22 protein-coding genes and 1 tRNA gene are annotated in these 22,579 nt (G+C 69.1%); 9 read left to right on the top strand and 14 right to left on the bottom strand.

From position 1 onward, the window contains the following. Nucleotides 1–265: 265 nt before the first annotated feature. Nucleotides 266–1,255, top strand: a complete 990-nt coding sequence (dusA, locus tag ACWPXE_RS10455; RefSeq protein ID WP_454017766.1) for a tRNA dihydrouridine(20/20a) synthase DusA — start codon at nucleotides 266–268, stop codon at nucleotides 1,253–1,255. On the opposite strand, the gene ACWPXE_RS10450 is transcribed toward dusA, so the two are convergent. Together ACWPXE_RS10450 and ACWPXE_RS10445 are read right to left on the bottom strand one after the other, a co-directional pair. After that, on the bottom strand, nucleotides 1,236–1,694 hold the full coding sequence (locus ACWPXE_RS10450) for a DUF3429 domain-containing protein (protein WP_454017765.1): 459 nt from the start codon (nucleotides 1,692–1,694) through the stop codon (nucleotides 1,236–1,238). The two genes, dusA and ACWPXE_RS10450, sit on opposite strands and share 20 nt — an antisense overlap. 4 nt (nucleotides 1,695–1,698) lie before the next feature. After that, entirely contained in the window at nucleotides 1,699–2,313 is a 615-nt protein-coding gene (locus ACWPXE_RS10445; RefSeq protein ID WP_454017764.1) for a glutathione peroxidase, read from the bottom strand. Nucleotides 2,314–2,491: 178 nt separating this feature from the next. Here ACWPXE_RS10445 and ACWPXE_RS10440 point away from each other — a divergent pair, with 178 nt between their 5' ends. Continuing rightward, nucleotides 2,492–3,643, top strand: coding sequence for an MFS transporter (locus ACWPXE_RS10440; protein ID WP_454017763.1), 1,152 nt, complete (start codon nucleotides 2,492–2,494; stop codon nucleotides 3,641–3,643). Nucleotides 3,644–4,005: 362 nt separating this feature from the next. After that, on the top strand, nucleotides 4,006–4,239 hold the full coding sequence (locus tag ACWPXE_RS10435; RefSeq protein WP_237905945.1) for a hypothetical protein: 234 nt from the start codon (nucleotides 4,006–4,008) through the stop codon (nucleotides 4,237–4,239). Nucleotide 4,240: 1 nt separating this feature from the next. Here the strand turns inward: ACWPXE_RS10435 and ACWPXE_RS10430 are convergent, their stop codons facing one another. Next, nucleotides 4,241–6,886 carry a DUF3772 domain-containing protein gene (locus ACWPXE_RS10430; protein ID WP_454017762.1) on the bottom strand — a complete coding sequence of 882 codons (2,646 nt, stop codon included), beginning with the start codon at nucleotides 6,884–6,886 and terminating at the stop codon, nucleotides 4,241–4,243. A gap of 277 nt (nucleotides 6,887–7,163) precedes the next feature. Here ACWPXE_RS10430 and ACWPXE_RS10425 point away from each other — a divergent pair, with 277 nt between their 5' ends. Continuing rightward, on the top strand, nucleotides 7,164–7,346 hold the full coding sequence (locus ACWPXE_RS10425; RefSeq protein ID WP_237905943.1) for a hypothetical protein: 183 nt from the start codon (nucleotides 7,164–7,166) through the stop codon (nucleotides 7,344–7,346). Nucleotides 7,347–7,774: 428 nt separating this feature from the next. Here ACWPXE_RS10425 and ACWPXE_RS10420 read toward each other — a convergent pair whose 3' ends face one another. Next, a complete protein-coding gene (locus tag ACWPXE_RS10420) occupies nucleotides 7,775–7,966 on the bottom strand; it encodes a hypothetical protein (RefSeq protein ID WP_454017761.1) in 192 nt (63 codons plus the stop codon). 212 nt (nucleotides 7,967–8,178) lie between these two features. On the opposite strand from ACWPXE_RS10420, the gene ACWPXE_RS10415 reads away from it, so the two are divergent. From ACWPXE_RS10415 to ACWPXE_RS10400, 4 genes are all read left to right on the top strand, one after another. Next, nucleotides 8,179–8,385 carry a hypothetical protein gene (locus ACWPXE_RS10415; RefSeq protein ID WP_454017760.1) on the top strand — a complete coding sequence of 69 codons (207 nt, stop codon included), beginning with the start codon at nucleotides 8,179–8,181 and terminating at the stop codon, nucleotides 8,383–8,385. Continuing rightward, on the top strand, nucleotides 8,382–8,693 hold the full coding sequence (locus tag ACWPXE_RS10410) for a hypothetical protein (RefSeq protein WP_454017759.1): 312 nt from the start codon (nucleotides 8,382–8,384) through the stop codon (nucleotides 8,691–8,693). Before ACWPXE_RS10415 ends, ACWPXE_RS10410 begins: the two co-directional genes overlap by 4 nt. Nucleotides 8,694–8,759: 66 nt before the next feature. After that, nucleotides 8,760–9,665, top strand: coding sequence for a hypothetical protein (locus ACWPXE_RS10405; RefSeq protein WP_454017758.1), 906 nt, complete (start codon nucleotides 8,760–8,762; stop codon nucleotides 9,663–9,665). Then, nucleotides 9,554–10,933: a peptidoglycan-binding domain-containing protein gene (locus ACWPXE_RS10400; protein WP_454017757.1), complete on the top strand. Its 1,380-nt coding sequence runs from the start codon at nucleotides 9,554–9,556 to the stop codon at nucleotides 10,931–10,933. The genes ACWPXE_RS10405 and ACWPXE_RS10400 overlap by 112 nt, the downstream gene beginning before the upstream one ends. A 116-nt stretch (nucleotides 10,934–11,049) precedes the next feature. On the opposite strand, the gene ACWPXE_RS10395 is transcribed toward ACWPXE_RS10400, so the two are convergent. The 3 genes from ACWPXE_RS10395 to ACWPXE_RS10385 form a co-directional block, all read right to left on the bottom strand. Further along, nucleotides 11,050–11,136, bottom strand: a tRNA-Leu gene (locus ACWPXE_RS10395). A gap of 257 nt (nucleotides 11,137–11,393) precedes the next feature. After that, complete coding sequence (locus ACWPXE_RS10390) at nucleotides 11,394–12,386, bottom strand: alpha/beta hydrolase (RefSeq protein WP_454017756.1); 993 nt, start codon at nucleotides 12,384–12,386, stop codon at nucleotides 11,394–11,396. 178 nt (nucleotides 12,387–12,564) lie between these two features. Further along, nucleotides 12,565–13,989: an FAD/NAD(P)-binding protein gene (locus ACWPXE_RS10385; protein WP_454017755.1), complete on the bottom strand. Its 1,425-nt coding sequence runs from the start codon at nucleotides 13,987–13,989 to the stop codon at nucleotides 12,565–12,567. 188 nt (nucleotides 13,990–14,177) lie between these two features. Between ACWPXE_RS10385 and ACWPXE_RS10380 the strand changes: the two genes are divergently transcribed. Beyond that, the gene (locus tag ACWPXE_RS10380; protein ID WP_454017754.1) at nucleotides 14,178–15,188 is read left to right on the top strand and encodes a C-terminal binding protein; all 1,011 of its coding nucleotides are present in this window, start codon (nucleotides 14,178–14,180) and stop codon (nucleotides 15,186–15,188) included. Between the two features lie 10 nt (nucleotides 15,189–15,198). On the opposite strand, the gene ACWPXE_RS10375 is transcribed toward ACWPXE_RS10380, so the two are convergent. From ACWPXE_RS10375 to ACWPXE_RS10345, 7 genes are all read right to left on the bottom strand, one after another. After that, the gene (locus ACWPXE_RS10375; RefSeq protein ID WP_454017753.1) at nucleotides 15,199–16,269 is read right to left on the bottom strand and encodes a malate/lactate/ureidoglycolate dehydrogenase; all 1,071 of its coding nucleotides are present in this window, start codon (nucleotides 16,267–16,269) and stop codon (nucleotides 15,199–15,201) included. Between the two features lie 2 nt (nucleotides 16,270–16,271). Then, the gene (locus tag ACWPXE_RS10370; RefSeq protein WP_454017752.1) at nucleotides 16,272–17,513 is read right to left on the bottom strand and encodes a threonine synthase; all 1,242 of its coding nucleotides are present in this window, start codon (nucleotides 17,511–17,513) and stop codon (nucleotides 16,272–16,274) included. A gap of 58 nt (nucleotides 17,514–17,571) precedes the next feature. Continuing rightward, nucleotides 17,572–18,468: an ABC transporter permease gene (locus ACWPXE_RS10365; RefSeq protein WP_454017751.1), complete on the bottom strand. Its 897-nt coding sequence runs from the start codon at nucleotides 18,466–18,468 to the stop codon at nucleotides 17,572–17,574. After that, entirely contained in the window at nucleotides 18,465–19,313 is an 849-nt protein-coding gene (locus tag ACWPXE_RS10360) for an ABC transporter ATP-binding protein (RefSeq protein ID WP_454017750.1), read from the bottom strand. The genes ACWPXE_RS10365 and ACWPXE_RS10360 overlap by 4 nt, the downstream gene beginning before the upstream one ends. 4 nt (nucleotides 19,314–19,317) lie before the next feature. Beyond that, on the bottom strand, nucleotides 19,318–20,340 hold the full coding sequence (locus ACWPXE_RS10355; RefSeq protein WP_454017749.1) for an ABC transporter substrate-binding protein: 1,023 nt from the start codon (nucleotides 20,338–20,340) through the stop codon (nucleotides 19,318–19,320). A 213-nt stretch (nucleotides 20,341–20,553) separates the two neighbouring features. Further along, nucleotides 20,554–21,456 (bottom strand): TauD/TfdA dioxygenase family protein, encoded by a 903-nt coding sequence (locus ACWPXE_RS10350; protein WP_454017748.1) that lies wholly within the window; start codon nucleotides 21,454–21,456, stop codon nucleotides 20,554–20,556. 90 nt (nucleotides 21,457–21,546) lie between these two features. Continuing rightward, nucleotides 21,547–22,512 (bottom strand): ABC transporter substrate-binding protein, encoded by a 966-nt coding sequence (locus tag ACWPXE_RS10345; RefSeq protein WP_454017747.1) that lies wholly within the window; start codon nucleotides 22,510–22,512, stop codon nucleotides 21,547–21,549. Nucleotides 22,513–22,579: the final 67 nt, after the last annotated feature.

Here is a 22,579-nt window from a genome sequence, read left to right as displayed (position 1 = left end):
GAGGGTTAGGGTGAGGGGGTTGTGCGTGTACCGGACCTCCCGCCACGCACACCCCCCTCACCGGCTCTCAGCGGATGCCAGAGGCATCCGCCTGCCACCGTCAGCGCTAGGCCTCTGGCCAGCGCGAGAGGCCCTGCGGGCCGCCCTCTCCCCGGAGGGGAGAGGCTATTTATCCAAGACGACGAAACAGCCTCCCCCTTGCCATCCGGCCCGGCTTGGTCCAATTGGTGCGCCGCCGCTCCCGATTCACAGACAGTTCTTGCCCATGCCCGCCATTGCCCTCAGCGTTGCCCCGATGATGGACTGGACGGACCGCCATTGCCGGACCTTCCATCGCCTGCTGTCCAAGAACACGCTGCTCTACACCGAGATGGTCACCACCGGCGCCGTGCTGCACGGCGACCGCGAGCGGCTGCTCGGCTACGACGCGGCGGAGCATCCGGTGGCGCTCCAGCTCGGTGGGTCGGACCTGGCGGACTTGGCCGCCTGCGCCCGCATCGCGGAGGAGTGGGGCTATGACGAGGTCAACCTGAACGTCGGCTGCCCGAGCGACCGCGTGCAGTCGGGCCGCTTCGGCGCCTGCCTGATGGCGGAGCCCGATCTGGTCGCCCGGCTGGTCGGCGCCATGCGCGAGGCGGTGTCGATCCCCGTCACCGTCAAGTCGCGGATCGCCATCGACGAGATGGAGGAATGGCCGACGCTGGAGCATTTCGTGCGCACCGTGTCCGCCGCCGGCTGCACCCACTTCATCGTGCACGCCCGCAAAGCGTGGCTGAAGGGTCTCAGCCCCAAGGAAAACCGGGACATCCCGCCGCTGCGCTACGACCTCGTGCACCGGCTGAAGCAGGAGAACCCGCAGCTCACCATCGCCATCAACGGCGGCATCCGCACCCTGGACGAGGCGGAAGGACACCTCGCCACGCTGGACAGCGTGATGATCGGGCGCGCCGCTTACGAGACGCCCTACATCCTGGCCGACGCCGACCGCCGCCTGTTCGGCGGGGAACCCGGCCCCGACCGCTACGCGGTGGTCGAGGCCATGGCGGCCTATGCCGAGGAGCGGATGCGCCAGGGGGCGCCGCTGTCGGCGATTACCCGGCACATGCTGGGGCTGTTCCAGGGCCTTCCCGGCGCCCGCGCGTGGCGGCGCCACATCAGCGAGAACGCCCATCTCCCCGGTGCCGGACCGGAGGTTCTGCTGAAGGCCGCGGCGCTGGTGCCCCGCCGGGAAACGGTCACGCAGCCAGCGGGATGAGCGCGGCAAGCGTCAGGCAGACGACGATGGTCAGGCGGGTCCGCAGCGCGCCGAACCAGCGGGGGTAGCGTCCATCCGCCGCCGCGCTGCGGTCCACCGCCCAGGCGAGGAGGAAGGACAGGATCAGCGCCGGCACCGTCAGGCCGGACGGCAGCAGGGTCGCGCTCCACCCCAGCAGCGACGGCGCGACTCCCCAGGCCAGCCACGCCGGCCCGCTCGTCTCGCCATCCCTCCCCGCGAGGATGCGGCCCCAGTGGATGGCGCCGATGAAGGACAGGATCGACACCGCGTAGACGACCACCGCCCGAACCACGGCAGCCTGCCCTTCGCCCTCCGTCATCCAGGCCAGCGCGGTGCCACCGACGAAGGGAAGCAACCCGCCGTAGGACAGCAGCCGGACGATCGAGGCCCGGCGATCATCGATGGGCAGCGCGTCCATGCGCTTACGGCGTCGGAGAGGAGGAGGCCAGCGCCTTGTCCACCGCCGCGGCCAGCGTGGCGGACTCCGGCGTGACCGAGCTGCCGAACCATTCCAGCAGCCGTCCGTCGCGGCCGATCAGGATCTTGTGGAAGTTCCAGCGCGGCACACCCTGCGGCCCGGTGACCGCCGCCGCCCAGCGGTAGAGCGGATGGGCCTGCGGTCCGGTGACGGACTGCTTCTCCATCAGGGGAAAGTCCACGCCGTAGTTGAGTTCGCAGAAGGATGCGACCTGGGCGTTGCTGCCGGGCTCCTGCCCGCCGAAATCGTTGCTCGGCACCCCCAGCACGACCAGCCCGCGCTCCCGCCGTCCGGCCCAGAGCTTCTGCAGCCCCTCGTACTGGCCGGTGTAGCCGCATTGCGACGCCGTGTTGACCACCAGCACCGCCTTGCCCCGGAAGGCATCGGGCGCGAGCTTGCCGCCGTCGATGGCCGGCAGAGGCAGCGCAGCCCAGTCGAGCGCGTCGGGCTCCGCCCGGCTGCCGTCCGCCGCGTCCGCGCCGGGGACGGCCGCGGACAGCATCAGGACGGCGGACAGCATCACGGCGGCGGATTGGGCGGTATCGCGGATCGTCGGCATGGCGGTCTCCCGTTCGGCGGCGCTGGTCTGTACGGCCACGTTCTATACGACGGCCGAAGCGCATCGGATCATGCACGCGCATGGGTGCCATGGCCATCTTGCCGTGCGTCGGATGGGCGCCTCTGCTTTAGGGTTGTGCCCCCGCACGCCCCAGACCATAGACCGGCCGACGTCCCCCATGCGCCTTCTCATCCTGATGCTCGGCCTCGCCGGTTTCGCGAGCGCCTTTTCGCTGCGCACCACCGACCCGATGCTGACCGTCATCGCGTCGGACCTCGGCATCGGCGTGGCCGAGGCGGCCCTGCTCTCCTCCGCCTACACCCTGCCCTACGCGGCGATGCAGCTCATCCTGGGGCCGGTCGGCGACGCCATCGGCAAGACGCGGCTGATCCGCCTGTCGCTGGTCGTCCTGACCATCGGCGTGGCGCTGTCGGCGGTGGCGCCCGGCTATTACACGGTGCTGGCCTCGCGGATGCTGGCCGGCGCCTTCGCCGGAGGGATCATCCCGGCCTCCATGGCGCTGATCGGCGACCGGGTGGTCTACACGGAGCGGCAGTTCGCCATCAGCCGCTTCCTGCTGGCGGTGATCCTCGGCCAGATGTCCGGCTCCGCCGTGGCCGGCGCCCTGTCGGAGGTGGCGGGCTGGCGCACCGTCTTCGCCCTGGCGGCGGTGGTGACCGGCCTGATCGCGCTGACCGCCTTCCTGGTCCTGCGGGGCGAGCGGGAGGAGCGGCATCCCCTGTCCGTGGCCGACGCACGGGCGCGCTACGCCTCCGTCCTGGCGAATCCGGTGTCGGTCTGGGTCTTTGCGACGGTGGCGGCGGAAGGGCTGCTGATCTTCGGCGTCTTCCCCTTCGTCGCCCCCATGCTATCCCGCCACGGGGCGGAGGGCGCGTTCGAGGCCGGGGTGACGCTCGCTGCCTTCGCCATCGGCGGAGTCGTCTACAGTTTCGTGGTGCGGCGCTTGCTCGGTACGCTCGGCCAATGGGGGATGATGGGGGCCGGCGGCCTCGTGGCCGGCGGGGCCTATCTGGCGATGCTCGCCCCGGTGCCCTGGCCGGTGGTGTCCCTGCTGTTCCTGGTCGCCGGCTTCGGCTTCTACATGCTGCACAACACCATGCAGACTCAGGCGACCGAACTGGCAGCGACGGCGCGCGGGTCGGCGCTCGCCCTCTTCGCCTCTTCCTTCTTCCTGGGGCAGGGGATCGGGCCGGTGGTCTATGGGGCGGTCGCCCATCAGGTCGGCCTGCCCGCCCTGTTCCTGTTCGGCGGCGTGCTGACCATGCTGCTGGGCGTCGGGGCGGTGCGGGTGATCCGCCGGCCAGCGTGACGGGTGGGCGTGACGGTTCGGCCCGACTGATATTTCAATATTTCGGATATCCCCAGATTCTGTGGATAACTCTGTTGGCGAATCGAGGGGTAACCGAAGGGACAGGCGGCCCCTCAAGGGGTCCGGCAGAAATGCCCGATTTTTAGGCACATTAGAAAACCGCGCCGATCAAGGATTTTCCACGCGCTGGCCTTGCTTTCACCCCCGGGCCGGCGGCTGCCCCGCCCGGCAACGGGAGTCAAGCGAAGGATGCGCGGCCCTGTGAACAACTTTTCTTGACAGGTCTTGCGGGCCACGGCAAAGGGCTGCTCCAGGCGCCGAGACGGCTTGCGCGCCACCGGTCCGCGGAGCACTCTGGCGTTATGTTCACCGTCAGCGAGAGCGAAGCCGAAACGATCCGCCGGGCCTTCCACGACCGCGGCGAATGGTCCGCCGTGGTGGAGCTGCGCCGGCTGTTCCCGGTCTTCGCCAACAACCCGGAGGCGCTGCGCTGCGTGCGCGCCATTGCCGGCTGGCAACCCCTCCCCGACCCAGCCACGGCTCCACCCAAGGTAACCCCGCTGCGGCGCCGCAAGCCGGCGGAGCCGCAGCCCTAAGTCAGGTGGCGGTGCGCGGCCCACGTTCGGTGAGGGTGTCGGCCAGCGGCACGACCTTGCCGCCGTCGGCCACCACCTGAAGCTCCGGAACGCCGGCGTGGGCGCGGCGCTCGGCCAGGAGAACCTCCAGCATCGCCTCGACCTTCGGCATGTGGACGGTTTGCTGGTCGAAGGGCATCTGGATGCCCTGTTCGCGGAACTGCTCCAGGATGCGCATGCGCAGCTCGTTGCGCACCGGGATGATGTGCTCGGTGTTGGCGACGAAGCAGCGCAGCTCGAACTCCGGCCCGCTCGGCCCGAAATCGCGGAACATCACCACCGGCTCCGGGTTGCGCAGCACCTGGGCGTGACCGTAGCCGATCCGCAGCAGCAGCGCGTAGACCTGCCGGGCGTCGGTGTCGTAGGTGATGCGGACCTTGATCTCGATGCGGGTGGTCTTGTCCTTCAGCGTCCAGTTGACCACCGACTTGGAGATGAACTCCGAGTTCGGGATGATCACCGAGGCGCGCTGGAAGGTCTGGATCTCCGTCGCGCGCACACTGATGCGGCGCACGGTGCCCTCAAGCCCGTTGACGACCACCCAGTCGCCCACCTTCACCGGCCGCTCCACCAGCATGATCAGGCCGGAGATGAAGTTGCTGACGACGTTCTGCAGGCCGAAACCGATACCGACCGACAGGGCTGACGCGATCATGGCGAGGCTGGACAGGTCGAGCCCCAGCGTGCCGACCGACATCAGCACCGCCATGGTGGTGCCGAGATAGCCCACACCCATGCGGATGGAGTTGCGCACGCCGTCGTCCATGTTGACGCGGCCGAGGATGCGCTCGTCGAGCTGGCGCTGGATGAAGCGGGTCAGCGCGACGACGACGCCCAGCACCATCAGCGCCGACATGATGTCGCCCGGCGCGATGCGCACGCCGCCCACCGTGACGCCGCTGAGGAAGCCGTCGGCCAGCCCCTTCATCTCCGACAGGGTCATGCCGGTCAGCGGCAGCAGGAAGAAGGCCGCCACGGTCAGCAACAGCCCGTCGATCATCGTCCGCCCGGCCTGCCCAAGCATCCGCCGGCCGCGGTCGGTGGCGATCACGATGTCGCGGACCTCGGCCACCTGCCCGCTGCCGCGCTCCAGCAGGACGCACAGCAGCTCGCGCAGGACGCCGCGCGCTACCAGAAGGACGCCGCCGATGATGAGCGTGGTCAGCATCAGCTTCGAGGCGTAGATCGCGCCGACCAGATAACCGGCCCCCGAGGCGACCAGCGAGGCGAGCGCCACCGCGCCGATCAGCAGGCGCAGCCGCAGCCCGACGACCCGCGGACGGACGGGCGGCGCCTCCTCGGCCTCCGCCGCGGCAGGGGTTGCGGCCGGCGGCGGCAGGGTGACGTCCAGTCCGGCCCCGGGCGTCGGCTCGGGGCATCCGCAATCGTCGGTCGCCTCGGCCTCCGGCTGCGGGGCGGCGAGCCAGAGGTGATCGGGGTAGAGGAACAGCAGCGACATGGCGATCAGCGCCATGGTCCCGAAGCCGGTGATCGAACGCAGTTCCGGCGGGGTGAACATCCCCTCCGACAGGGCGATGCCGGTGCCGGCCAGGGCCAGCCCGATCATGACGAGCGGGACGCGGCGGACCAAGCGCCGCGCGCTGTCCGGGTCGAGGTTGGCGAGCTGCCAGGAGGGATGGTCAGGCGCCAGGGTGGCGCGGGCGACGCCGGTCACCAGGAAATAGGCGGTCAGCCCCCCCGACACCCCGACCACCAGAGCGGTCAGCGGACCGGCGTCGGCTGCGTCGCGCAGCAGCCCGACCAGGGCGCCGCTCAGCACCAGCGTCGGCACCAGCGGCACCAGGCAGCGGGCCAGCGCCTCCACCGCCATCGCCACCACCCGCTGGCGGTAGCTGGGCCGCTCCTCCAGATCGCGGTGGCCGTAGCGGCGCAGCAGCACCCGGCGCACCGGCCAAGCGACCAGGAACAGCACGGCGGCGAGCGCGCCCAGACCGTACAGGCGGCCGCGCCATTCGTCGTCGCCCATCACGATGCCGAAGGCGCGTCCGATGCGCTCCTGCACATAGGCCGTCTGCTCAGGCAGCGCGGCCCAGGTGGCGGGCAGCAGCGGCACCGGACCGCGCCGGACGATCTGCTCGGTGAGCTGGGTCATGCGCTGGTCGGCGGCGGTGCGCAGCAGGATGTCGGCGCGCGTGACGATCAGTTCGGTCTGCTTGGTCCGCCCTTCCGCCTCGCCGATGGTCTGGGTCAGGCGCTTGCGCTCCGCGGCGATCCCCGCCTCCTCCGGCGGAGCGCCCTGGGCCGGCGGCGGACCCAGCGCGTCCAGCATGCGCTGGGCTGTGTCGCGGGCCGCCGCCGCCGCCGCGCCGGCTTCCCGGACCTCGTGCTGGATCTTGGCCAGATCGGCCCGCAGGGTCTCGTATTCCGTGTTCGCCAGATCACCCCCGGCGATGCGGTTGGCCGCCCTCTCCAACGCGTTCTGCCATTGCGGCAGCTTGGTCTTGAAGTCCGCCGCCGCTTCCGCCGCCGGAGCGGCGGACTGGGCCAGGGCTGATGGAACCACGGCACCCACCGCAAGCGCACCGCACAGCATCAGGACTGCCAGAAGCCGGCCAATCCGGCAGCGGAAGGCGGAGGAAATCTGCATCACCGTTCGAAGTCTCTTGTTGGCGAAAGGCTGCGGCCCCGGCGAACCGGGAAAAGGGATACCTATACTCTTCGGCGTCGCGGCAAAAGTATGGCACGCCGTGTCACCAGGATGTGACAGAGAGGTTCGGAAGCGCGCATCCGTTCGAGGGAGACGGGGCGAGGCGCCTGTCCCGGGGTCCGCTGTTTCATGCACCTGCCTGCCGATTGAGCATGGCGTGGTTGCGTGTCTTGATGATACAGGTTGCGCATCGTCGCTTCATACGCACGTCATCATCATGGCCGGCCTGACCGACATCGACCGCACCCTCCTCCGCACCGCGCTGAAGGCCGCAAAGCGCAACGACGTCCCCTCTGTCGGGATGCCGACCGAGACGCTGGAACGGCTTCTGGAGTATCTGGCGGTCCTTGAAGGGGCGCAGCCCAGCACCCAGTCCGAAGGCGCCCCAGGGTCGAACTGACCCTTCAACCATTGCTTGGCCGGCAATGGCAGGACGTCTCACCCTGACACTGCATACTATCGTATGCCTACCAGCCGGCGCTGGACCTATGCAGCCACTGAACGGCACGTTGTGACATTGAATTCGAGTCGCAACCGATGCTCGACTAACCCTATCGAACGGAGTAAGACTTTGGGACCCACTCCTTCAGGCGGACGATCCCATTGTGCCAGTTTGCCACACCGGAATGCGGTCACGCCTGTCGCGCGATCAGGCTCGTCCGCGAACACAGCCGCGGACCCGTGGGCTTGGACGCGCGCGCCTATCTGATCCGGGTCGAGCGTCGGCTCATGCAGTTCCATTGCGGCGCTCCGCTGGGCATTCCAACGGAAGCGGCGCCGCCCCGCGAGGCCGCCGAGTAATCGGCCGTCACCCCCGCATACCGTCACTCAATCCCGCCCGCTGGGGGCATCGGAACGGCCCCGGTCCGGTTCGCGGCCCCGGTCCTCCTCCCCCTGACGGCCCTTATCCGTTGCCTCGTCGCGTTCACGCTGACGCTGCCATTGATCGAACTTCTCGGGGTCGGTCACCAGATCGATAACGGACGGCTTCCGGTTGCCGTCGTCGCGCTGTGCGGGCATGAACACCTCCATCGCTGCGCCACACCTGTCCTTTTGCACATCAACAGCGCAAAGGGCCCGGCGCACCAAGCCCCGCAAGGGGAGAACCCCACAAGCACAGCCTTGCTCCTTTGGCGTCCGGTTTTTGACACAGCACACCCCCGCCCGAATCCTTAGCCTGCGACAACGATCAAGACACAGTCGGGGGCGGAATGCTGCGGTTGGGAACACGGGTGAGGTTTGCGGGCCAGGAGGCCCTCGTCGTCGCACGGACCCTTGCCGGTGAGCCGACCTACGACATCCGTCTGGCCGACGGCCGTCTCATCAAATACGCCGCCGAAAGCGACCTGGAACCGATCGAGGGGGATGGGTCCGCACCCCCGCCCGCCTCGGCGCGGCCATCCGGCGACAGCGGCTCCAACCAGGGGGGCATGCAGTGACCCGCGACGACTTCCCCTATTCGCTCCAGCCCTACGCGATGCCGGAGAACGGCGGCGACGGCGCGCAGCCGTCCGACGCCTGGACCCTGGTGCTGTTCCGCGCCGCCGACGAGGCGGAACGCCTGTGGTTTCGCGACCACGGATTCGTCATGGAGGGCCGCCGCTGGGTCCGCCATGCCCCTGTCCCGGACAGCCGTGCCGAGACGCCGGCCTCCGGCGATGCGTCCGAGGACGAGGACTTCGGCGATCGTGAGTCCGACGACAAGGCGCCGGGCACCGGCGGCCCCACTCCGGACGTCGCCGCCTGATCTTCCGTTCCGGCGTCCGCGGCCTTTTCCAGTGCCGGCGCCCCTGTTCGCGGACACGCACGCCCCATGCCCGACAGCCTCGACTTCGACCGGAACGACCTTGGTCCAAACGCACCCGGGCAGAACCATCTGAGCCCCGGCGATCTGAACCGGCCCGCTCCCTCCCCATCCGCGCCCCCTTCCGTATCGCCGTCCACCGTTCCGCAGACCGCCCTGATCCGGCGGCTGCGCCGGGCGGCCTCCGGCAACGTCCCGGCGCCGGAAGGGGTGACGCTTCGTCAGGCCCAGCAGCGCGATGTCATGGTCGGCGCCCATCTGACCCTGAGCATCGATTGGGCGACGGAGGTCGAGGTCCGGCTGGGCGCCGAGATGGTGCGCTTCGCCATCTACTGCCGCAACGCCGCCGAACTGAACGCGACGCTGGCCCGCGACCTGGACGCCGAGGCGGCCTCGTTGGAGACGGCCCATCGCTTCGCCACGCTGCTCGGCCCGCTGGACGAGCGGGTGGAGGCGATGTCCGCGGCGGAGGAGCCGTTGCCGCCCCTGCCGTCGCTGCGCGGTCCCTACTATCTGCATGAGGTCTGCACCGGTTGCGACGGCGGCGGGGTGCGGGCCTGCGGCGGCGACGGCTGCCGCGGCGGCAAGATCCGCTGCACCCACAGCGCGACCGCCGAGACGCCGGATTGCCCGGACTGCGGCGGGCGCGGCCAGCACCGCTGCCCGGTCTGCACGGGCGAGGGTGTGGTCGCCTGCGAGACTTGCAGCGGGGTCGGGCAGTTCACCCACATCCATCACCCCCGCCTGACCGCCCACCCCTCCTACAGCCTCACCGCCCGCCGGACGCCCCGGCGGCCGTGCGGATGGCGCTGGAGGAGGCCGGCTTCGCCGGTTTCGCGGCGCTCGCCAACCCCGCGCCCGCCACGGTGCGCCATTCCGGCACGCAGCTTCTCTACCAGCGCAGCGGCACGCTGACGGTGGTCGCCCTGTCCTGGGACTGCGACGGCGTGCCGTTCGAGGTGGAAACCGTCGGGCCGGACGCCGACTCCGCGCCCCTTCCCCCCTTTTTGGACACGGTGCTGGCCCCGGTGCTGGCGCGCATCGCGGCGCTGCCACCCGCCGACGCCTTCGCCCTGGCCGGCGCCTACCGCCTGACCCGCTCCATCGCCGAGGCGGTGCTGGACGGCCGGGAACCGGACAACGCGGCGATCGTGGCTGACCATGAGGGCTGCGTCAGCCCCGCCTTCGTGAAGGAAACCGCCGCCGTGCTGGCGGAGCGGTTCGCCGAGACCAGCCGCACCGCCGTGTCACGGAGCTGGATCGCCGCGGCGGGGCTGCTCGCCCTGGTCCTGCTTCTCGTGGCGAGCGTGGACGGTCCGGCTCTGCTGACCGGCGCGACGCCCGAGCAGCCGGCCCCGGCGGCGCTGCGGCTGGGCTGGGACATCGGGCTTCCCATCGCCGCCGGGCTGGGCCTGTGGGCGCTGGTGCGCGGGGTGGTGCGTGGGGCGCTGGCCGCCGCCTTCGGCGGGCCGGTCCGGGCGCCGGACCAGGGGTCCTGGCCGCTCGTCCTGCTGTCCGCCGCGGCGGCGATCCATCTCGGCCTGCTGACGCTGTGGAACGGCGGGCCGGGATTCAGCCGGCTGAACCATCGGCTGGATGTGGAGGCGATCACCCAGGGCCGCGCGCCGATGCCCACCCCGCGCGTGCTGACTCCGGAGGAGCGGATCATGGCCGCCCAGCGGGCGCTGGCCCGGCTGGGTCGCTACGACGGGGCGATTGACGGCAAGATGGGCGAAGGCACCCGGACGGGTCTTGCCAGCCTGACCGGACTGGTCGACACGCCACCGGGCGTGGCGCCCGAAGATCCGCTGGAGTTGGCGGTGGCCATCGCCGCCGACCGCATGGCGGTCAACGTACGGACTCCGGAGCTTCTGGTCGGGCCGGGCTGGAGCAACGCCACCCGCCTGCGCATGAAGCACGACGACCAGCCGATCGTCGCCGGGGCATTCCTTGGGGCGCTGGCCGCATCGGGCACGGAGCGGGCGGCGGCGGGCCAGGAGTGGGTTTCGGGAGATGGCCTGCGATCCGGGTTGATCACCGTGACCGGCCGCATCGCCGACCCGAAGGACCGCGGTCGCCTGTGCTTCGCGCTGACCCACGTCGTGACCACGCCGGCCGGCCGGGATGCCGGCGCGCCGCTGCGCACCTGCCGGACCGCCGGAAACTGGACCCTGGAGGAATGAGGCCTGGAGGAATGGGGAGGGAGATGAGGGGAAGGACCCGCTGCAGGCGGGCATGAAAAAGGGGCCTGAGAAGGCCCCGATTTTCGTATCCATCCGGCGATCCGCCGAAGGAAAGATGGTGCGGTCGAGAAGACTCGAACTTCCACAGCATTTCTGCCACAGCGACCTCAACGCTGCGCGTCTACCAATTCCGCCACGACCGCGACTTCATCATTCGAATGGACTGCGCACAATGGCTCAACCCATTGAATTTCTTTACTTTCCTAAGCCGGACGTTACGCGGCGCCGCGTCGGAATGCAACAACTTTCTCATGTTGAGAGCAACCCGACGACAGGCCGCATCGGCCCGCACGCGCACCCTTCCGAGCGCGCCGCGCCCTGTTATCGCATTCCCAGTGGATAAGCAAGCGGCTTGCGTTCACAGCCCGCTCACGGTGCCGCCGGGAGACGAGCAACGGGGTCAGGCGTCCAGATGACGGCGCACCGCATCGGCGGCCTGCAGAACGGCACGGTGGGCCTGATCGACCAGACGGGTCATGGTGGCGAAGGAGTGGGGAAGCCCGTCATGGACGGCGAGGCGATGGGAAACGCCCGCCTCGGCCAGCCGCTCCGCCAGACGGAGGGAGTCGTCGCGCAGGCAGTCGAGATCCGCCGCCAGCAGAAGCAGAGGCGGCAGCCCACGGAGGTCGGCCAGCAAGGGCGCGGCGCGGGGATCGTCGGGGGTGGCCGCGCCGCCGAGATACTGACGCCAGTACCAGCGCATCCGCGCCGTCGTCAGGCCGTACCGCCCATCGCCGAACCGACGGTGCGACACGGTGTCGAAGTCATGCGCGAACATGCCGTAGAACAGCAGCCCGAACGACACCCGCGGCTCCCCCGGCGCACGGGCGGCGAGGGCGAGGCCAAGCGCGAGGTTGGCTCCGGCGGAGTCGCCGCCAACCGCGATCCGGGCCGCGTCGATCCCATGCTCCGCCCCAACGGCGGCAACCCAACGCAGGGCCGCCAGCGCCTCCTCATGCTGGTGCGGGAAACAGCGCTCCGGCGCCAGACTGTAGCGCACCGCGCAGACCACGGCGCCGCTGTGCAGGGCGAGCAGCCTCAGCAGCCGGTCATGGGTGTCCACGCTGTTCACGACGAAGCCACCGCCGTGGAAATAGACCAGGACGGGCAACCTCGCGGCCCCACGAGCCGCCGGGCGATAGAGGCGCAACGCCAAAGGGCCGGCGGGACCGGCCGCGGCCACCTCCGTCACATCGACGGCAAGCGGCGCGGGACCGTTCAGAAAGGCGTGATAACGCTCCGCCGCCGCACGGGCTTCGGCGAGAGGAAGACTCAAGGGATCGGCGGGAGCGGCGCCGAGACGGGCGGCCGCCTCGTTCATCGCGATGACCTGAGGGTCCAGGCGTGCCGTCGTGGGCTGCACGGTTGTGGGCCGCAAGATGGTGTCCGGCATGACATCCTCCTTCTCAACCGAAGCGACGGCGGACAGCCGCGCGGACCGGGAGCGGTGCCGGCAATCGGGAAAGCCTCCGACTGCCGGGCGGAAATCAACACTGGGCGCCATGATAAACACTTTAAATCTACTTCTCAAATAGGTTTATTTGATCTTTAATCACATTTTTTGACTGTTTTTATGCGGAAAGGCGTTTCCTCACATTCCGACGGACGAGGGCCAACGCAGCGTCGGCGCATTGGCTGCGCAGTTCCGGCACCGCGGTCATCTCCCAGAATGGTGCACGGCTGACCGGGCCGAGCGCGAAGAGGCGGTCGGACACCGCCCCACCCTCGCCGATCAATGCCCCCTCCCCGGTGACGTCGAGGCCGAGGCGCAAGGGGTCGGGGCGGGCCAGCCCCTGCTGAAGCAAGGCGCGCATCAGCGGATGGCGGATGCGCCCGAAGTCGCACTCGGTGCCGGTCGCGTTGACGATGGTGCCCACCGTGCGTGTCCAGAGCGCGTCTTCGGCGCCCCGCGCGCGGACCGTCGCCTCCACCCCCTCGGGGGTCAAGGCCAGAGCCTGAAGGCGCCCGGCGCGGACGGTCAGTTGCCCGCTCTCGCGCAGGCCATCAATGCGTGCGGCCACCTCCGGCGCCATGCGGTGGCGGTGCACCTCCCAGTATGGCCGGGCGTGGCGCAGGAAGCGCTGCCGCTCCTCCAGCGGCAGGTGCTTCCAGATCAGCGGGTGGAAGGGCCGCAGGGAGTCGAAGGCGGCACGCCAGTCCAGCCCCTCCTCCCGCGCGCGGCGTACGTCGGCCTTCAGGGCGATCAGCACATCCAGCACCGTGCCGGGCATCGTCTGGGGATGGACGAAGCTCTTGAAGGGACGCGTCTCCAGATGGGTGGTGGGCAGCAGCCCGCGGCGAGACAGCGCCAGGATCGGACCGCGGTGGCCCTGGTTCTCCAGGGACAGCACGACGTCGACCATCGTCAGCCCGGTGCCGAGGATCAGCACCGGCGCGTCCGGATCGATGGCGGCGACGGCCTCGCGGTTCCAGGGATCGCCGATGAAGCGCTCCGACGCGAAGACCTCCGGTGCCGCGATGCGCGGCGGCGAAGGGGGAAAATGCCCGACGCAGAGCACCGCCCGGTCCACCGCGAGGCTGTCCCCGTTGGCGAGCCGCAGACGCACGCCGCTGCCGGCGACGCCGTCCAGCGCCGCATCCACCGCTTCCGCCTGCACCGTGTCGAGCGTCACATGGGCGGGGGCCTCCGTCTGGGCCTCGCGCAGCACGTCCTGGATGTACGCGCCGTAGAGCCGGCGCGACACAAAGGCATGGCCGCTCGGCGGCACGTCGCCACCGAGGTCCTTCGTCCACAGCCAGCGTAGGAAGTGGCGCGGGTCGTCGGGATAGGCGCTCATGTTGTAGGCGCGCACGTTCAACAGATGCGCCGCGCTGTCGGTGGAATAGGCCAGCCCGGTGCCCAGCGTGCCGGCACGCTCGATCAGATGGATGCGCGTCGGCTCCTCCGCCTTGCGCAGAAGGTGGGCCGCCAGGATACTGCCGGTGAAGCCGGCGCCGACGATGGCGATGCTGTGCGCGGTGTCGTGGGACGGCATGCTCGTCGTTCCTCTCCCTGTGTCCAGCACCCCGCGGGGCGCCCCCGAATTGACATCATTAGAGCACCATGAATCCCTATTTAACAAGTTGGCTTTTGCCGTATCGCATGTGCTTTCATATGCCGCACATCGAAAACAACTCGTAAAATTTGTTGATTCCCCTTGACCAACAGGACCCGGACCGCAGAATGACCCTGGGCAAGCGTGCACCCTTCGTCGTCGGAATCACCGACCACATGATCCCTCCGCCGGACCTGGAGGCGGCGGTTCTCGACGGCTGTGCCGAGGTGGATTTCCTCGACACCCGCCGCGAGGAGGATCTGGACCCGGAGCGTCTGGCCCGGCTGGACGCGCTGCTGGTGTGGAGCACCCGGATCGGCCCGGCGACGGTGGCGAAGCTGCCGCGCTGCCGCGTCGTCGTGCGGTTCGGTGTCGGCTACGACAAGGTCGACGTGGCGGCGCTGGAGGCCGCGGGCATTCCCTTCTGCAACAACCCGGACTATGGGACGGAGGAGGTGGCCGACCACGCCGTCTCCCTGCTGCTCTCCCTGCAGCGCCGCCTGTGGGAGCATGACGCCCGCGCCCGCGGCTACAGCACGACGTGGCAGGCCAACACCCTAACCCCGCTGCGGCGGTCCAGCGCGGCGACGGTCGGCGTCGTTGGCGTGGGGCGGATCGGCACGGCGGTGGTGAACCGGCTGAAGCCCTTCGGCTACCGCATCCTCGGCTACGATCCGCAGCAGCCGGCCGGGCACGAGAAGGCGGTCGGCTACCGCCGCGTCCGCCGGCTCGACGAGTTGCTGGCCGAATCCGACATCGTGACCTTCCACTGCCCGCTGACGCCGGAGACCCGCGGCCTGATCGACGCGGACTTCCTGGCGAAGCTGAAGCCCGGCGCCCTGCTGGTGAACACGGCGCGCGGCGAGATGTTCGCCGGGCTGGACCCGCTGGAGGCGGCGCTGCGCAGCGGCCAGGTCGCCGCGGTGGGGACCGACGTGCTGCCGACCGAACCGCCCGCCCCTCACCCGCTGCTGGACGCGTGGCGCCACCGGGACTCCTGGCTGGAGGGCCGGCTCGTGGTCACGCCTCACAACGCCTTCCATTCCGACGAGGCGGCGATCGAGATGCGCCGCAACGCCGCCGAGACCGCCCGCCTGTTCCTGGAGGACGGGGTTCTGCGCAACCGCATCCTGCCCTGATCCCTCCCGATCAGGCCCCCAGGAAGGCCGGAACGTCGATGCCGAGCGCGCCCCCTATGCCGTGCAGGGCGCGCACGGTGTCGGGGTCGAGCGTGATGCCGCGCTCCGCGGCCAGCGCCCGGCTCCGCCGCTCCGGCTCGCCGGGCACCAGCACGCCGTCACCGCCGGGCACCGGCGGGGTGCCTTGGATGTGGTCCAGCACCGCGTCGGTCAGCGCCTGCCAGCCGCCGTTCCCCGCGTCGGACACCCGCGCCGGATCGATCAGGAACGCCAGCGCGTTGTTCACCACCCGGCCCGGACGCAGGTTCTCCGGCAGGGCCGGCAGCCCGCCGGCCAAGGCCCCGGCGAGGATCTCGCAGGCGAGCGCCAGCCCGTAACCCTTATGCCCGCCAAAGGGCAGGATGGCGCCGGTCGGATCGCGGAACATCACGCCGGGGTCGCGCGTCGGCGCGCCCCGTTCGTCGATCAGCAGGCCGTCGGCGACCTCCTTCCCGGAGGCCGCAGCGACACGGCATTTGTTGGCCGCCACCGCGCTGGTCGCGAAATCCAGCAGGAAGGGTGAATGGCCCGGCGTGGCGGGAACGGCGATGCAGATCGGGTTGGTGCCCAGCCGCGGCCGCCCGCCGCCATGGGGTGCGGCCAGAGGCCGGCTGACCACGTTGACGAAGAAGACGCCGATCAAGCCGGCCGCGATGCACTGCTCACCGTAGGAGCCGACCCGCCCGATGTGGTGGGCGTTGCGCAGGGCGAGCACGCAGGCCCCACCGGCCTTGGCCCGCGCGATGGCGAGGTCCGTCGCCTCCCGCGCGATCACCTGCCCATAGCCGACCTCCCCGTCCACCACCAGGAACGGCGCCTCGTCGCGGACGACGCGGGCGTGCCGGTTGGGTTGCAGGTGGCCCAGCCCCAGGCTCTTCGCGTAAACGGCGATCTGGCACACGCCGTGGCTGGCGTGACCGGTGGCGTCGGAGTCCACGAGGTTGGCGGCGACGATGGCCGCCTCCTCCGGGCTGCTGCCGGACCGTTGCAGGATGGCATCCAGAAGGGCCACCAGACGGTCCGCGGCGTAGGGTCCGCCCATCCTCAGAACACCGAATAGTCGATGGGCTGGTGGCGGTCGAGCGTCCGGTGGACGGGCGGCAGCGGGTACTTCAGCCCGGTCGCGCAGTTGAACAGCACGGCGCGCTCGTCGCGGCCCACCCGCCCATCGGCCAGCGCCTGCTTGTAGGCGGCGTAGGTGGCGGCGCCCTCCGGGCACAGCAGGAATCCCTCCTCCCGCGCCGCCTCGTCAAGGGCCGCCTGGATGGCCTCGTCCGGCACGGCGACGGCGAAGCCGCCGCTCTCCCGCACGGCGCGCAGAATCAGAAAGTCGCCGACCGCCTGCGGCACGCGGATGCCGGACGCGATGGTGTGCGCGTCCGGCCAGCGCGGGGCGTGCTCCTCCCCGGCCTCGTAGGCGCGGACCATCGGGGCGCAGCCGGCGGCCTGCACCGCGACCATGCGCGGGCGCTTGGACCCGATGAAGCCGATGGCCTCCAGCTCGGCGAAGGCCTTCCACATGCCAATCAGCCCGGTGCCGCCGCCGGTCGGGTAGAAGATGACGTCCGGCACCTCCCAGCCGAGCTGCTCGGCCAGTTCCAGCCCCATGGTCTTCTTGCCTTCGATCCGGTAGGGCTCCTTCAGGGTGGAGACGTCGAACCAGCCGGCCTTGGCCTTGCCCTCCCCGACGATCTTGCCGCAGTCGTCGATCAGTCCGTTGACGCGGTAGACCGTGGCGCCCTGGAGTTCGATCTCCGAGACGTTGACCTCCGGTGTGTCCTCTGGGCAGAAGATCGTCGTCTTGATGCCCGCCCGCGTCGCGTAAGCGGCCAGCGCCGCGCCGGCGTTGCCGTTGGTCGGCATGGCCATGTGCTTGATTCCGAAAGCCTTCGCCATGGACACCGCCATGACCAGCCCGCGCGCCTTGAAGGAGCCGGTGGGCAGCCGCCCTTCGTCCTTCACCAGCAGCTCGGCAGCGCCCAGCTTGGCGGCGAGCTTGGGCAGCGCGACCAGCGGGGTCACCGCCTCGCCCAGGCTGACGATGTCCTGCACCCGGCGCACCGGCAGCAGTTCGCGATAGCGCCACAAATCCTGCGGGCGTTCGGCCAACGCGTCCTTGGTCAGCGCGCCGCGCACCCCCTCCAGGTCGTAGCGGACGAGCAGCGGCTTTCCGGCCTTGGACAGGTTGTGGACGGTGTCGGCCTCGTACCGCTCGCCGGTGTAGGCGCATTCCAGATGCGTGACGAAGGTCGGGCGCTCGGTGGTCAGGTTGCTGTCGAAAGGCACGGATGGATTTCCTTGCTGAAGGCTCACGTCAATCCCCTCTTCCCAGAGGAGCGAGGGCTTATCGGACCATTCCCCACTTGCGGACGGTGTGGGTCTCGATCCAGCGGAAGACGACGTTCTCGACGACGAGGCCGATCAGGATGACGGTGACGAGGCCGGCGAACACCTTGTCGATGTACAGCTCGTTGCGGTTCTGGAAGATGAACCAGCCCAGCCCGCCCTTGCCCGACGAGACGCCGAACACCAACTCCGCCGCGATCAGCGTGCGCCAGGCGAAGGCCCAGCCGACCTTCAGCCCGGTCAGGATGGCCGGAAAGGCCGCCGGAATCAGCATGGTGACGACGTAGCGGATGCCGCTCAGCCCGTAATTCCGTCCGGCCATGCGCAGCGTTTCCGACACCGAGGTGAAGCCGGCGTGCGTGTTCAGCGCCAGAGGCCACAGAACGGCGTGGACCAGAACGAAGGTCAGGCTGACCGCCCCCAGCCCGAACCACAGCATGGCGATGGGCAGCAGCGCGATGGCCGGCAAGGGGTTGAACATGGAGGTCAGCGTGGACAGCACGTCGTTGCCGATGCGCGTGGACACCGCGAAGCTGGTCAGCAGAATGGCCAGCACCACGGCGATGGCGTAGCCCTTCAGAAGAACCGACAGCGACACCCAGGCCATCGACAGCAGGTTCTCCCGCCAGATCGCCTCCCACAGCGCCGCGACGGTGGCGGTGAAGGTGGGAAACATCAGCGGGTTGTTCTGCCACGTCGCGGCGATCTGCCAGAGCAGCGCCACCGCGGCCAGAACGGCGAAGCGGCGGAGCGCGGTGATGTTGCCGATCCGCTCCCACAGGGACAACGGGCGGGCCACGTCGCCGATCGGGCCAGTGGTGGCGACCGTCCGTTCATACTCCGGGCGGACGGGCGGCACACGGCGGCCTTGCGGCGCCAGGGACAGGCCGGTCATGACGGCAGCCCCTTCACCGTTTCCACCTCGTCGGCGAACAGCATGGTGTGGATGCGCTGGGCGGTGTCCTGGAACGCCGGGCTGCCGACCGCGAAGTGATCGTAGCCGTCGCAGTTCAGCTCCGCCTTCACCTGCCCGGGATGCGGCGACAGCACCAGGATGCGCGAGCCGACGACCAGCGCCTCCTCGATGGAATGGGTGACGAACAGCACGGTGAAGCGCAGATCGTCCCAGAGCTGGAGCAGTTCCTCCTGCATCTTGCGGCGGGTCAGCGCGTCCAGCGCCGCGAAGGGCTCGTCCATCAGCAGGATGTCCGGCTCCATCGCCATGGCGCGGGCGATGGCGACGCGCTGTTTCATCCCGCCCGACAGCATGTGCGGATGCACGTCGGCGAACTTGGACAGGTTCACCCGTGCGATGCAGTCCAGCGCCTTCTCCTCGGCCTCCCGGCGCGACGCCTTGCCGCTGGCGAGCAGCGGGAACATGACGTTCTGCTTCACCGTCTTCCAGGGCGGAAGCTGATCGAACTCCTGGAACACCATCATGCGGTCCGGCCCCGGCCCGGTCACCGCGCGCCCGTTCAGACGAATGGCCCCCTCCACCGGCGCCAGGAAGCCGCCCACCGCCTTCAGCAGCGAGGACTTGCCACAACCGGACGGCCCCAGCAGGACATAGCGTTCCGCCTGGAACACCTGGAAATCGACGCGGTAGGTCGCGGTCACCAGATGGCGGCGCGTCTTGTACTGGAGCGTCACACCGGACACGTCCAGCAGCGGGCGTTCGGACACGCCGGCGTTGCCCACGCTGTCGGTGTCCACGCTGGCGGGATAGGTGAAGGCGTTCATCGGCTCAGCTCCCGGTTTCGCCGTGCAGGTCTTCGAAGAACAGGTCCTTCCAAGAGGCCGGCTTGTTCTTCATGGCGCCGACCTTGTGCATGAAGTCGGCGAAAGCCCCGACGCGGGCGGGGGAGACGGTGAACTGGTTGTCCGGGTCGTCGAGGATGCTGACGACGAAGGCCTTGTCGAGGTCGCCCCGGTTTTGCGCCAGATAGATGTCCGCCGCCGCGGAATGGTCGGCGTTGATGACGTCCATCGCCTCCTTCAGCGCGCCGAGGAAGGCCTGATAGGTCTTGGGATTCTTGGCGCGGAAGGCTTCCTTCGCCCAGATCAGGTTGAAGGTGTGCGGCCCGCCCAGCACGTCGTAGGAGCTGAAGACCTTGTGGATCTTCGGGTCGCGGAGCTGCTGGTACTGGAACGGCGGGCCGGAGATGTGGCCGGTGATCTCCGACGAGCCGGACAGCAGGGCGGCGGTGGCGTCGGGGTGCGGCAGCGAGACGGTCAGCTTGTCGAGCGCGTCGAACTTGCCTTCTCCGAACTCCTTCTCCACGGCCATCTGGAGGACGCGGGCCTGGACGCCGACCTTCACCGCCGGCAGGGCGATCTTGTCCTTGTCGGTGAAGTCCTTGAGCGTCTTGACGGTCTGGTTGGTGGTGGTCAGGAACAGCGGCATGCTGTTCAGGGCGGCGATGGCCTTGACGTTGGCGTTGCCCTTGGTGCGGTCCCAGATGGTCAGCAGCGGCCCGACGCCCGCCGACCCCAGATCGATGGAATCCGACAGCAGCGCGTCGTTCATCGCGGCCCCGCCGGAGAGCTGCACCCACTCCACATTGATGTCGAGACCCAGCTCCTTGCCGTGCTTTTCGATCAGCTTCTGATGGCGCAGCACATGCAGCGGCAGATAGCCCAGCCCATACTGTTCGGCGATCCGTATCCGGCCTTCCGCCGCCGCCGGACCGGCCAGCGCTGCGGCGGCAAGCCCCAGCCCGGCCAAGGCGCAGAGCGCGTGGCGGATGACACGTCCAGGGTTGACCATACGAACCTCCGATAAATTTTACCTAATCTCTAGTAGGAAAATGACATCATGATTCAACGAATGATTCAACAGGGAAAATCGCATTTAAATACAGATGCAATATGTTATTTATGCACAAAAGAAGATCGCGGAGCCGGCACGCCAGCCTGCCGGCTCCGCGACGCTTCGGACCGGCACGAGGGACGTGGACCCCCGCGCCGCATCCGGAGGACGTCAGGCGGCGAGGCTTGGCTTGCGGCCAAGCACGCGGGTCACGCTGGGACGGCCATCGACGCCGACCACCACATCGCCGGCCACCGTCGTGCGGCGGACGACGCGGGGACGGTCGCCGTAATCGTCGACGGCGCGGTGGATGGTGGCGCGGTTGTCCCAGATCGCCACGTCGCCCGGCGACCAGTGCCAGCGCACCGTGTTTTCCGGACGGGTGGCGTGGTCCGTGAAGATACCGATCAGCCGGTTGGAATCGGAGGTGCCGAAGCCGACCAGCCGTTGCAGGAAATGCCCGACCAGCAGCGTGCGCTCACCGGTGACCGGATGCACGGAGACCAGCGGATGCTCCGTCTCGTAGACGGTGGAGGTGAAGACCTCGTTGAAGCGCTTCAGCCCGTCCTCGCGGACGTTTCCGCGGTCGCCCACGTAATCGTACTGGTTGGTGTGGATCGCCCGCAGCTTGTCGGCCAACTCACGCAGCGGCTCCGGCAGTTCGGCGTAGGCCGCCACCGTGTTGCCCCACAGCGTGTCGCCGCCGCGGTCCGGCAGTTCATGCGGGCGCAGGATGGTGATGCTGGGATAATCGCCGAGGAAGGTGATGTCGGCGTGCCAGGAACTGGCGCGCTCCCCGCGAGAGCCGTCCACGTCCAGGATGCCTTCGGTCCCGCCGAGCGACGGGACAGTCGGATGGCCGACCAGGCTGCCCCACAGCCGCCCAAACGCCTCCTGCTGGGCATCGTCAATGTGGTGCTGGTCGCGGACGAAGATCACCTTGTACTCGTGGACGACGTCCTGGATCGCCTTCAGCACCGCCGGGTGCAGATCGCCGGACAGGGTGACGCCGCGCAGTTCGGCGCCGATGTTGCCGTTGATGGGCTTGATGTCAAACGCGTTGGGAAGGCTCATCGGAATGTCTCCATTATCAAGTAAGGAATGACGGGAAAACGGTGAACGGGAAAACGGTGAGCGATCGGCAAGTGAAAGACCGGCGTCAGATCAGCTCCCTGCTTCGCCATGCAGGATCGGGAAGGTATAGTCCTTCCATGAGGTCGGCCTGGTCTTGATCGAACCGACGCGGTGCATGAAATCGGCGATCACGCCGGTGTTGTGCGGAACCTGGGAATAGCTGATGTCCGGGTTGTCGAGCAGCGCCACCACCTCGTCCTGGGTCAGCTTGCTGCGCTCCTCCGCCAGATAGATGCGGGCAGCCTCGGCCTTGTCGTGCTTGATCAGGGCGAAGCCGTCACCCAGCGCCTTCACCACGGCGGCGGTGAGCTTCGGGTTCTCGTCGTAGAATTTCTGCGTGGCGTAGGACAGCACCAGCGTCGCTTCGCCGATCACGTCGCGCGAGTTCAGGATGCGGTGGACGTTCGGGTAAGCGAGTTGCTGCGACCCGTAGGTCGGGGTGGTGATGTGGCCGGTGATTTCCGTCTTGCCGGAAACCAGCGCCGCGGTGGCGTCCGGCGGGCTCAGCGTCGTGGTCAGCGGCTCGAAGTCATACTGGTGACCCGGCCCGAACTCCTTCTCCGCGGCGATCTGGAGAATGACCGAATTGATGGAGACCTTCACCGCCGGCACCGCGATGCGGTCCTTGTCGGTCAGGTTGCGGATGCTGCGGACGTTCGGGTTGTTGCTGTTGAGCCAGTAGGCCGAGGAGTCCAGCCCCGAGATGGCCTTCACGCCGATACCGCCGCGCGTCTTGTCCCAGACGGTCAGCAGCGGCGCGATGCCGGCGGAGACGATATGGGCGTTGCCGCTCAGCAGCGCGTCGTTGGCGGCGACCCCGCCGTTCAACACCATCCAGTTGACCTTGAGCGGCCCGATCCCCTGCTCCTCGGCGTGTTTTTCGATCAGCCCCTGATTCTTGGCGATCATCAGCGGCAGGTAGCCCAGCCCGTACTGGATGGCGATGGTCAGGTCCGTCGCCTCGGCCCGCGCGCCACCGGAGGCAAGGAGGGCCACGCCCGCCGCCAGGGTTATGCCGAGAAAAGCCCGTCTTGCGGTGGACCCGACCCGTTTCACACCCGCT

The organism is Azospirillum sp. Marseille-Q6669, assembly GCF_965111635.1.
This window is presented reverse-complemented; position numbering and strand designations above follow the sequence as displayed.